At 67.3% G+C, this 10,403-nt stretch carries 7 protein-coding genes and 4 pseudogenes; 6 read left to right on the top strand and 5 right to left on the bottom strand.

The window, feature by feature from the left end; all coding sequences use genetic code 11:
* Positions 1-459: pseudogene (locus tag AD428_RS25225) on the top strand (Sua5 family C-terminal domain-containing protein); the annotation flags it as partial.
* A 9-nt stretch (positions 460-468) separates the two neighbouring features.
* Here the strand turns inward: AD428_RS25225 and AD428_RS16325 are convergent.
* The 5 genes and pseudogenes from AD428_RS16325 to AD428_RS16305 form a co-directional block, all read right to left on the bottom strand.
* The gene (locus tag AD428_RS16325; protein ID WP_053245522.1) at positions 469-1,296 is read right to left on the bottom strand and encodes an IclR family transcriptional regulator domain-containing protein; all 828 of its coding nucleotides are present in this window, start codon (positions 1,294-1,296) and stop codon (positions 469-471) included.
* Positions 1,296-1,937, bottom strand: coding sequence for a 3-oxoacid CoA-transferase subunit B (locus tag AD428_RS16320; protein WP_053245521.1), 642 nt, complete (start codon positions 1,935-1,937; stop codon positions 1,296-1,298). The genes AD428_RS16325 and AD428_RS16320 overlap by 1 nt, the downstream gene beginning before the upstream one ends.
* A gap of 10 nt (positions 1,938-1,947) precedes the next feature.
* Positions 1,948-2,630 (bottom strand): annotated as a pseudogene (locus AD428_RS16315) (3-oxoacid CoA-transferase subunit A).
* Between the two features lie 46 nt (positions 2,631-2,676).
* Positions 2,677-3,696: a Bug family tripartite tricarboxylate transporter substrate binding protein gene (locus AD428_RS16310; RefSeq protein ID WP_053245519.1), complete on the bottom strand. Its 1,020-nt coding sequence runs from the start codon at positions 3,694-3,696 to the stop codon at positions 2,677-2,679.
* A 195-nt stretch (positions 3,697-3,891) separates the two neighbouring features.
* A pseudogene (locus AD428_RS16305) lies at positions 3,892-4,673 on the bottom strand (cell division ATP-binding protein FtsE).
* A 223-nt stretch (positions 4,674-4,896) separates the two neighbouring features.
* Here AD428_RS16305 and AD428_RS16300 point away from each other — a divergent pair.
* The 5 genes and pseudogenes from AD428_RS16300 to AD428_RS16280 all read left to right on the top strand — a co-directional run bounded on the left by AD428_RS16300 (position 4,897) and on the right by AD428_RS16280 (position 10,364).
* Positions 4,897-5,913: an amino acid ABC transporter substrate-binding protein gene (locus AD428_RS16300; protein ID WP_053245877.1), complete on the top strand. Its 1,017-nt coding sequence runs from the start codon at positions 4,897-4,899 to the stop codon at positions 5,911-5,913.
* 175 nt (positions 5,914-6,088) lie between these two features.
* A complete protein-coding gene (locus AD428_RS16295; RefSeq protein WP_053245876.1) occupies positions 6,089-7,279 on the top strand; it encodes an amino acid ABC transporter permease in 1,191 nt (396 codons plus the stop codon).
* A 1-nt stretch (position 7,280) separates the two neighbouring features.
* Entirely contained in the window at positions 7,281-8,381 is a 1,101-nt protein-coding gene (locus tag AD428_RS16290) for an amino acid ABC transporter permease (RefSeq protein ID WP_053245875.1), read from the top strand.
* Between the two features lie 59 nt (positions 8,382-8,440).
* Positions 8,441-9,181 (top strand): amino acid ABC transporter ATP-binding protein, encoded by a 741-nt coding sequence (locus AD428_RS16285; RefSeq protein ID WP_053245874.1) that lies wholly within the window; start codon positions 8,441-8,443, stop codon positions 9,179-9,181.
* Positions 9,182-9,344: 163 nt separating this feature from the next.
* A pseudogene (locus tag AD428_RS16280) lies at positions 9,345-10,364 on the top strand (Bug family tripartite tricarboxylate transporter substrate binding protein).
* Positions 10,365-10,403 lie beyond the last annotated feature (39 nt).

Below are 10,403 nucleotides of genomic sequence, written 5' to 3'. Positions count from 1 at the left end.
CGCGGGCGCGTGCTGCTGCGGGCCGGGCCACATCACCGCGGCGCAGGAGTCGGAGGCCGTGCTGGGCGAACCCGTGCGCGCGCCGACGCGGCCGCGCGCGCGCTTCCGGCACGCTGAAGGCCCACTACGCGCCGCGCACCGAGCTCGAACTGGCTTCGCCCTCGCGCCTGCAGGAGGTGCTGCAGGGACGCGGGCTGCCGTCGCAGGGCAAGGTGGTGGTGGTGGGGTATACGCCCGAGCCCGCCGCGCTCGACCCGCGCGTGCAATGGCAGGCCGTGCCGGCCGATCCGGCGCGCTATGCCCAGGTAGCTCTACGCGCTGCTGCGCGACCTGGACAGCCAGGGCTATGCGCGCATCGTCGTCCAGGCTCCGCCCGCCGACGATGCCTGGCATGCGGTCAACGACCGCATCGGCCGCGCCGCGGCGCCTTCACGCTGGAAACCCACCGGCCTGCGGTAGGCGGCGCGTTCAGGCCGCGAGCAGCTCGCCGATGCGCTCGACCGCCTGGCGCATGGGAGGCAGGAATGTCTCGGCCAGCCGCGGGGTGGGCACGCGCGCGGCCTTGACGCTGACGTTCACCGCGCCGCAGACCGCCCCGCTGGCCGAGCGCACCGGCACCGAGATCGCCCGTACGTTGAGCTCCAGCTCCTGGTCGACCACCGCGTAGCCCTGTTCGCGCACGCGGGCCAGTTCGGCGCGCAGGCGCGTCTCGTTGACTTCGGTGAATTCCGTATAGGGCTTGAGTTCCACCGCCGCGAAATAGCGGTCCAGCGCCGCTTCGGACAAGTGCGCCAGCACGGCGCGGCCGATGGAGGTGCAGTACGCGGGCAGCCGGCTGCCCAGTCCCATGGACGTGGCCAGGATGCGGTGCACCTCGGAACGCGCCAGGTACAGGATCTCGTGGCTTTCGAGCACGGCGAGCGCGCAGGTCTCGTTGACGGTGGCGCTGAGCTCGTCCAGCACGGGCTGGGCCAGGGAAACCAGGGGCGTGGAAGAGAAGTAGGCGTAGCCCAGGTTGAGGATGCGCGGCGTGAGCACATAGTGCCTGCCGTGCCGCTCGGCCACACCCAGCAGCGTGAGGGTGTGCAGGCAGCGCTGCACCACGGCGCGCGGCAGGCCGGCCCGGCGGCTCAGGTCGGCCGCGGTCTGCGGATGGCGGCGCGTGCCGAACGCGCGGATCACGTGCAGGCCGCGCGCGAGCGTGAGCATGTAGTCCGGGTCGCCGCGCAGGCGGTCGGGGTGGTCTTCTTCGGCCAGCGGCGCCGCGTAGCCGGGCGGGGGCAGGGTGGGCAGCATCAGCCTTTGCGCAAGGGCGCGCCGGTGCGCGCCTGCAGTTCCTCGAAGGTGATACCGTCGATCATATCGCGAACCTGCAGCCCGTCCGGCGTGACGTCGATGACGGCCAGGTCGGTATAGATGCGGTCGACCACGCCGGCGCCGGTCAGCGGCAGGGTGCAGCGTTCCACGATCTTGGGCTCGCCGTTCTTGCTGTTGTGCTCCATCATGATGTAGACGCGGCGCGCGCCCACCGCCAGGTCCATCGCGCCGCCCACCGCGGGCGCCTCGCCCGGGCGGTCGAGCGACCAGTTCGCCAGGTCGCCGTTGGCCGCCACCTGCATGCCGCCCATCACGCAGTAATCGAGATGGCCGCCGCGCATCATGGCGAAGGAATCGGCGTGATGGAAATAGCAGCCGCCGGGCAGCAGCGTGACGGGCTGCTTGCCCGCATTGATGAGATCGAGGTCGCGGGCCGATTCCGCGGGCGGAGGGCCCATGCCCAGGATGCCGTTCTCGCTGTGCAGCACGATTTCGCGGTCCGGCGGCAGATGCGCCGCCACCAGCACCGGCATGCCGATGCCCAGGTTCACGTAGCTGCCGTCGGGGATGTCCAGCGCCAGGCGGCGCGCGATGGCCTCGCGGCTCAGGGGAGTATGCATGCCAGTTTCCTCAGCTCGAAAACGCGGGGTTGGCGACCGTGACGACCCGCTTGACGAAGATGCCGGGCGTGACGACGCATTCGGGGTCGAGTTCGCCCAGCCCCACGGTGGCGCGCACCTGCGCGATGGCCGTGCGCGCCGCCATGCACATCACGGGCCCGAAATTGCGCGCGCTCTTGTTGTAGGTGAGGTTGCCCCAGCGGTCGGCGAGCTCCGCCTTGACCAGGGCGAAGTCGCCGTGCAGCGGCTTCTCGAACACGTAGCCGCGCCCGTCGATCACGCGGGTTTCCTTGCCGCGGGCCAGCTCGGTGCCGTAGGCGGTGGGCGTGTAGAAGCCGCCCAGCCCCGCGCCGGCGGCGCGCAGCCGTTCGGCGCCATGGTGCCCTGCGGCACGCATTCCAGCTCGATGCGCCCGCGCCGGTACAGGTCGTCGAAGACCCAGGAGTGCGAGGCCTTGGGAAACGAGCAGATCACTTTGCGCACCCGGCCCGCCTTGACCAGCGCCGCCAGCCCGGTTTCGTGGTTGCCCGCGTTGTTGCTGACCACGGTGAGTTCGCGCGCGCCCTGGTCGATGAGGGCGTGGATGAGCTCGGTGGGCATGCCCGCGCCGCCGAAGCCGCCGATGAGCACGGTGGCGCCGTCATGAATGTCCGCGACCGCCGCCGCGGCGGTGTCGATGAATTTGTCGATCATGAGAGGTATGTATCCGTCGGGCGGGGCGCGGCCGCGCCCGCGCCCGTCATTGCAGGGTGATGTGCGCTTGCTTGATGATCTCGGCGTAGCGGGCCGAGTCTTTCTTCATGAGGTCGGCGAATTCGGCCGCGGTGCCGCCGGCCGGCAGGAAGCCCGCGTCCAGGAATTTCTGCTTGACGTCGGGCTCCCGCACGATCTCGTTGATCTCCTTGGCCATGCGCTCGATGATGGGCTTGGGCGTGTTGGCCGGCGCCATCAGGCCCGCCCACGAGCCGGTGACGAAGCCCGGCATGCCGGCCTGCTCCATGGTGGGGATGCCGGGCTCGGTGGGCCAGCGTTCCTTGCCGGTAAAGGCCAGCGCCTTGAGCTTGCCCTGCTTGACGTACTGCATGGGCACCAGGATGGGGTCGAACACCATCGAGACGCGCCCGGCCAGCAGGTCGGTCAGGATGGGCGCGCTGCCCTTGTAGGCGACGTGCGTCATGACCACCTTGTTGCGCAGCGCGAAGTCGGCCCCGGTGAGGTGCGCGCTGGAGCCGTTGCCGCTGGAGGCGTAGGTGAGCCTGTCGGGGTTCTTGCGGGCGTAGTCGACCAGCTCGGCCACGCTGTTGGCGGGCACGTCCTTGGCGACGAACAGGAAGAGCGGCAGGTCGGCCATTTGCGCTACCGGCACCAGGTCGTCCGGCGTGTAGCCCAGCTTGTACAGGTGGAAATTGATGATGTAGGCGGGCAGCACGCTCAGGAACGTGTAGCCGTCCGGCTCGGCCTTGGCCGCGATGGCGGCGCCCAGGGTGCTGTTCGCGCCGGGCCGGTTTTCCACCACGATGGTCTGGCCCAGGCGCGGCCCGAGCTTTTCCATGACGATGCGCGTTACGGTGTCGGTGGAGCCGCCGGGCGTGTAGGGCACGATGACGCGGATCGGGTGGCTGGGCCACTTGTCGGCGGCGTGGGCCGGCACGGAGCCCAGTCCCGCGGCGGCGCAGGCAGCGGCGGCCAGGAACTTGAGGGCGCGGCGGCGCAAAGGGGTCGACTGCCCGCTTTGGGGCGGGTTCGAAGCGTTGGCCATGGATTTGTCTCCTCCATGAATCGGCATGTGAAGCGGCGCGCCTGGTTTTTTTGATGACGCGCCGCCAGGGGGAATTGCGGGAAGCGAGAGGGCAGGGAGACGGAGTCCCGTTCGCCGGCTATCGGACGGCCCGCGCAAAAAGTATGGCATCGGGCGACAGCGCTCATGGCGCGCCGGCCATTCAATAAAGTTCGATCACCGGACGATGCCGCAATCGGCGGTTTCCGGGGTGGGCTCGATTGTGGCCGCCAGGCGTGCGTCGTATGCTCTCGGGGTGCATGGCGCGCCGGCTCCGGCCGGAGCCGGGCGCCGACAGAGAGGAGAAGCCAATGAAACGCTTGATTTCAGTGCTGGCGGGCGCGTTCGCGCTGGGTTCGCCATGAGCTCCTGGTCGTGCGAGGCGATGAGCGTGGTGACGCCCACGCGGTTGAAGTCGCGGAACACGTTCATGATGCGCTGCGCGTTGTCGTGGTCGAGATTGGCGGTGGGCTCGTCGGCGATGAGGATGGCGGGCCGGTTCACGATGGCCCGCGCGATCGCCAGGCGCTGCTGTTCGCCGCCCGACAGTTCGATGGGGTTGAGGTCTTCCTTGCCCGACAGGCCCACCTTGTCCAGCGCCGCCCGGGCGCGCGCGGCCGCCGCGTCGCGGGCCTGGCCGACCACCGCCAGCGGCAGCATGACGTTCTCGAAGGCGTGCGGTCGAAGAGCAGGTGGGTGTCCTGGAGGATGACGCCCACGGCGCGCCGCAGGTAGGGGCGGGCGCGGGCCGGCAGCTTGTCCAGCCGCTGGCCGTTGACCTGTATGGAGCCGCGGCTGGCGGGTTCCAGCCCGCCGATCAGCTTGAGCAGGGTGGATTTGCCGGCGCCCGAGGGCCCCGATACGAAAACGAATTCTCCCGCGCTCACGCGGAAATTGATGTCGGCCAGGATGTTCCGGCCGCGGCCATACGATTTGAATACGTGCTGGAATTCGATCATGGCGGCTGTCAGATGAAGCCGCAATAGTAACTCGCCGCGGCCGTGGCGGGCCCCCTGACGCGTCCCTTTTGCGGGGCGGCACGGGGCAGCGTTTCCACCAGTGTCCCTATATTTCGAGGGAATTCCCGGATGCGCCGTCTGCGGCGTGGACGCTACCATCCGCCCCATGCGTGCAGCCTACCCGGCCCGCGTACTGATTGCTTCATCCTATACGGAGATCACAATGAAAGTACTGAAACTCGCCGCGATCGGCGCCGCTCTGTTCGCTGTTTCCGCGGCCGCCAATGCGGGTGCCACCTTCGACAGCGTCAAGAAGAAAGGGTTTGTCCAGTGCGGCGTGTCGACGGGCATCCCGGGTTTCTCCATTGCTGACAGCAAGGGCCAATGGAAGGGCCTGGACGTGGACCTGTGCCGCGCCATCGCCACCACCATGTTCGGCGACGCTTCCAAGTTCAAGGTCACGCCGCTGAACACGCAGCAGCGGTTCACCGCGCTGCAGTCCGGCGAAGTGGACGTGCTTACCCGCAACACCACCGTCACGCTCACCCGCGACACCACGCTGGGCCTGATCGGCGTGGGCGTCAACTACTACGACAGCCAGGGCGTCATGGTGTCCAAGGACCTGGGCGTCAAGAGCGCCAAGGAACTGAACGGCGCCACCATCTGCGTGCAGCCCGGCACCACCACCGAGCTCAACCTCGCCGACTGGTTCCGCGGCCAGAAGATCGAATTCAAGCCCGTCGTGATCGACAAATACGACGAAATCGTGCGCGCCTTCTCGGCCGGCCGCTGCGACGCCTTCACCACCGACAAGTCGCAGCTTGCGTCCACCCGCACGACGCTCGAAAATCCGGACAAGTACGTCATTCTGCCGGAAGACTTCTCCAAGGAGCCGCTGGGCCCCATGGTGCGCCAGGGCGACGAGCAGTGGTTCAACGTGGTGCGCTGGTCGCTCAACGCCATGCTCGAGGCCGAGGAATACGGCATTACGTCCAAGAACGTGGACGAAATGACCAAGAGCACCAATCCCAACATCCAGCGCATCCTGGGCGTGACGCCCGGCATGGGCAAGAACCTGGGCGTGGACGACAAGTGGGCCTACAACATCATCAAGCAGGTGGGCAACTATGGCGAAAGCTTTGAAGCCACGCTGGGCAAGAGCAGCGCCATGAAGCTGGATCGGGGCCTGAACGCCTCGTACAAGCAAGGTGGCCTGATGTACGGCTGGCCGGTGCGCTGATCCCGGTCCCGCCATGCAGAACGGACCCCCGCGGTCCGTTTTGCATGGAGCCCCCAACGCGGCCCTGGGTCGCGCCGGGGGCTCTGTCCGACCCGCCGTGCGCGGGCGGCAGGAGCGGGCGGGATGGCTCTTTCCGGTTTTGCCGCCCGGTGTCCGACTTCTGTAGATGCATCCGATGACGACTTCCAACAAAAACGCCCCTATCCCGGCTCCCCCGCGGCGTCTGAACTGGAACGATCCCGGCGTGCGCGCCGTGGTCTACCAGGTGGTGGCCCTGGCGCTGGTCGCGCTGGCCGTCTGGTTCCTGGTTTCCAACACGCTGCACAACCTGGCGGTGCGCAACATCGCCACGGGCTTCGGTTTCCTGGGGCGCGAGGCGGGCTTCGCGATCGGCGAAACCCCGATTTCATACACCCCCGCAGACACCTACGGCCGAGCCATCGTGGTGGGCCTGCTCAACACGCTGCGCGTCGCGGTGCTGGGTATCGTGCTGGCCACGCTGCTGGGCACGCTGATCGGCATCGCCCGGCTGTCGAAGAACTGGCTGGTGGCCAAGATGGCCTCGATCTATGTCGAGGTCATGCGCAACATTCCGCTGCTGCTGCAGCTCTTCTTCTGGTATGCCCTCATCACCGAGAACATGCCGGGCCCGCGCCAGGCGCGCAATCCGCTGCCGGGCGTGTTCATTTCCAACCGCGGCCTCAAGGTGCCCGGGCTGGAAGGCCATTCGCTGGACTGGATCCTGGGCGGACTGGGGCTGGCGATCGTGGCCATCCTGGTCCTGGGCCATTGGGGCAGGAAGCGGCAGGAAGCCACCGGCCAGGTGTTTCCGCTGGGGCGCGTGGCCATCGGCCTGCTGATTGCACTGCCCGTGATCGGCTGGCTCGTGAGCGGCGCCTCGCTCACGCTCAACATGCCGGAGCTCAAGGGCTTCAATTTCGTGGGCGGCCTGACGCTGTCGCCGGAGTTCGCGGCGCTGCTGGCGGGCCTGGTGATCTACACCTCGGCCTTCATCGCCGAAGTCGTGCGTTCCGGCATCCAGGCCGTGAACATGGGCCAATGGGAGGCCGCCGGCTCGCTGGGGCTGCGCCGCAAGCAGGTGCTGCGCCTGGTGGTGCTGCCGCAGGCGCTGCGCGTCATCATCCCGCCCATGACGAGCCAGTACCTCAACCTGACCAAGAACAGCTCGCTGGCCGTGGCCATCGGTTACCCGGACATCGTGTCCGTGGTGAACACCACCCTGAACCAGACCGGCCAGGCCATCGAGGGCATTCTCATCATCATGGCGGCCTACCTGACGGTCAGCCTGTCGATCTCGATCTTCATGAACTGGTACAACAAGCGCATCGCGCTGGTGGAGCGTTGACATGAGCAGCACTACGCGTATCCCCAGCGAGGGTCCGCCGCCGCCCAGCTCGCACACCGGCCTGTGGGCCTGGCTGAAGTCGCGCCTGTTTTCCTCGCCGCTGAACATCATCATCACGGTGCTGGTTGCCTGGTTCCTGCTCATGGCGGTTCCGGCGCTGGTGGAATGGGCCTTCATCCAGGCCAATTTCACCGCCACCAATGCGCAGGAATGCCGCCAGTCGGCGGGCGCGTGCTGGGCCTTCATCGCCGAGAAACACCGGCTGATCCTCTTCGGCACCTATCCGTACGACGAGCAGTGGCGGCCGTTGCTGGCCACCATCATCCTGGTGGCCGTCATCGTCTGCAGCGGCGTCCGGCGGTTCTGGAACTGGGGCCTGGCCATCATCTGGACGGTGGGGCTCATCGCCGTGGCCGTGCTGATGTGGGGCGGCGTCCTGGGCCTGGACTACGTGGAGAACGCGCGCTGGGGCGGCCTGCCGCTCACGCTCATTCTCTCCACGTTCGGCATCGCCTTCGCCTTTCCGTTCGGCGTGCTGCTGGCGCTGGGCCGGCGCTCGAAGATGCCGGCGATCAAGGCGCTGTGCGTGGTGTACATCGAGCTGATCCGCGGCGTGCCGCTCATCAGCCTGCTGTTCATGTCGTCGGTGATGCTGCCGCTTTTCCTGCCGGAAGGCTTCTCGATCGACAAGCTGCTGCGCGCGCAGATCGCCATCATCATGTTCGCCGCGGCCTACATCGCGGAAACCGTGCGCGGCGGCCTGCAGGCCATTCCGAAGGGGCAGTACGAAGGCGCGGATTCGCTGGGCCTGACCTACTGGCAGCAGATGCGCAAGATCATCCTGCCGCAGGCGCTGAAGATCGTGATTCCGCCGCTGGTCAGCATTTTCATTTCCCTGTTCAAGGACACCTCGCTGGTGGTGATCATCGGCATCTTCGATCTCACCCTGGCGGCCAAGGCAGCCTTGTCGGACGCGGCGTGGCGCGGATTCGGCGTGGAAGCGTACATATTCATTTCGCTTATCTACTTCGTGTTCTGCTTCTCGATGTCCAAATACAGCCAGGCGCTCGAACGGCGCCTCCAAACCGGCCACTCGCGCTAGAAACCCGCGCACCCGCCGTTTGCGGCGGCGCGCCCAGCGATACTAATGGGAGTACAGGCATGTCCGATGCCATCATTCGCATGCAGAACGTGAACAAGTGGTACGGCCAGTTCCACGTGTTGCGCAACATCAACCTGGACGTGGCGCCGGGCGAGCGGATCGTGATCTGCGGCCCGTCGGGTTCCGGCAAGTCCACCATGATCCGCTGCATCAACCGGCTCGAAGAGCACCAGCAGGGCCACATCATCGTCGACGGCACCGAGCTCACCAACGACCTCAAGCACATCGAAACCATCCGCAAGGACGTGGGCATGGTGTTCCAGCACTTCAACCTGTTCCCGCACCTCACGGTGCTGGAGAACCTGACGCTGGGACCCATGTGGGTCTTGAAGAAGCCGCGCGCCGAGGCCGAGGCCACGGCCATGAAATACCTGGAGCGCGTGCGCATTCCGGACCAGGCCCAGAAATACCCCGGACAGCTTTCCGGCGGCCAGCAGCAGCGCGTGGCGATCGCCCGCTCGCTGTGCATGAGCCCCAAGATCATGCTGTTCGACGAGCCCACCAGCGCGCTCGACCCGGAAATGGTGAAGGAAGTGCTGGACGTGATGGTGAACCTGGCCCAGGAGAGCGGCATGACCATGCTGTGCGTGACCCACGAAATGGGCTTTGCGCGCAAGGTGGCCAACCGCGTCATCTTCATGGATCGCGGCGAGATCATCGAACAGAACACGCCGGACGCGTTCTTCGACAATCCGCAGAACGACCGCACCAAGCTGTTCCTGAGCCAGATCCTGCACTGAGGGATAAGCCCCCCCCCCCGGAAGCGCCTGCGGCGCCTCTGCCGGGGGGCTTTTGCTGGATCGCACGATCAGGGCGGTCGGCGGGCGTTTCTCTTTGTTACTACGGTTGCCTCGCTGCGATATGCTACGTGCCGACCATCCACATCGAAGCGAGGAGAAGACCATGATGCAATCCCGCCGCGGCGCCGCGCGCCGCGCCCTGCTTGCCGGCGCGGTGGCGCTGGCCGCCACCACCCTGTCCGCCGGCGCGCCCGCGCTGGCCCAGGGCGCCGATTTCCGACCAAGCCGCTGCGCTTCGTCGTGCCTTATCCGCCCGGCGCCCGCTGGATACGATGGCCCCGCATGCTGGCCGAGAAGGTGCGGGGGCTCGCTGGGGCCAGCCGGTCATCGTGGAGAACGCGCGGCGCGGGCGGCAACATCGGCATGCGACCTGGTGGCCAAGGCCCCGGCCGACGGCTACACCCTGGTGATGGGCGCGGTGGCCACGCACGCCATCAACCCCTGGCTGTTCGCCAACCTGCCCTATGACCCGGTCAAGGATTTCGCGCCGGTCACCATCGTGGCGTCGGTGCCCAACGTGCTGGTGGTGAACAAGGAATTCGCTGAGAAGAACAACATCGCCAAGCTGGCCGATCTCATCGCCTACGCGAAGAAGAACCCGGGCAAGCTGAACTACGGCTCGGGCGGCAACGGCAGCGCCGGCCACCTGTCGGGCGAGCTGCTCAAGGCGCGCGCCGGCATCAAGGTCGAGCACATTCCCTACCAGGGCGCCGCGCCCGCGCAACTGGCCCTGCTGGCCGGCCAGTCCGATTTCATGTTCGACAACCTGGCCGCCTCGGCGCCCCTGATCAAGGACGGCAAGGTCAAGGCGCTGGCCGTCACCACGGCCGGGCGGTCTTCGCTGCTGCCCGAGGTGCCCACCGTCGAAGAGTCGGGCGTGAAGGGCTTCGATCTGGGCACCTGGTTCGGCGTGTTCACCACCGGCGGCACGCCCGCGCCGGTGGTGGCCAAGCTCAACAAAGCCTACGCCGACGCCATGCGCCAGCCCGACGTGAAGCAGCGCCTGCTCACCATGGGCTCCGAAGCGGCGCCAATGACGCCCGAAGCCTTCGCCGCCTTCGTCAAGAACGAAATGACCAAGTACCAGGAGATCGTCAAGATCTCCGGCGCCAGCCTGAACTGAGACGCGCCGGCGGGCGCGCGCCGCCCCGGCTGGCAGGCT

Source organism: Achromobacter sp. DMS1 (assembly GCF_001270295.1).
This window is presented reverse-complemented; position numbering and strand designations above follow the sequence as displayed.

What these genes read in the sequence shown, in the direction of transcription:
- AD428_RS16325 (WP_053245522.1), bottom strand. Translation starts at nt 1,296, where the DNA reads ATGCTGCCCACCCTGCCCCCGCCCGGCTACGCGGCGCCGCTGGCCGAA.
- AD428_RS16320 (WP_053245521.1), bottom strand. Translation starts at nt 1,937, where the DNA reads ATGCATACTCCCCTGAGCCGCGAGGCCATCGCGCGCCGCCTGGCGCTG.
- AD428_RS16310 (WP_053245519.1), bottom strand. Translation starts at nt 3,696, where the DNA reads ATGGCCAACGCTTCGAACCCGCCCCAAAGCGGGCAGTCGACCCCTTTG.
- AD428_RS16300 (WP_053245877.1), top strand. Translation starts at nt 4,897, where the DNA reads ATGAAAGTACTGAAACTCGCCGCGATCGGCGCCGCTCTGTTCGCTGTT.
- AD428_RS16295 (WP_053245876.1), top strand. Translation starts at nt 6,089, where the DNA reads ATGACGACTTCCAACAAAAACGCCCCTATCCCGGCTCCCCCGCGGCGT.
- AD428_RS16290 (WP_053245875.1), top strand. Translation starts at nt 7,281, where the DNA reads ATGAGCAGCACTACGCGTATCCCCAGCGAGGGTCCGCCGCCGCCCAGC.
- AD428_RS16285 (WP_053245874.1), top strand. Translation starts at nt 8,441, where the DNA reads ATGTCCGATGCCATCATTCGCATGCAGAACGTGAACAAGTGGTACGGC.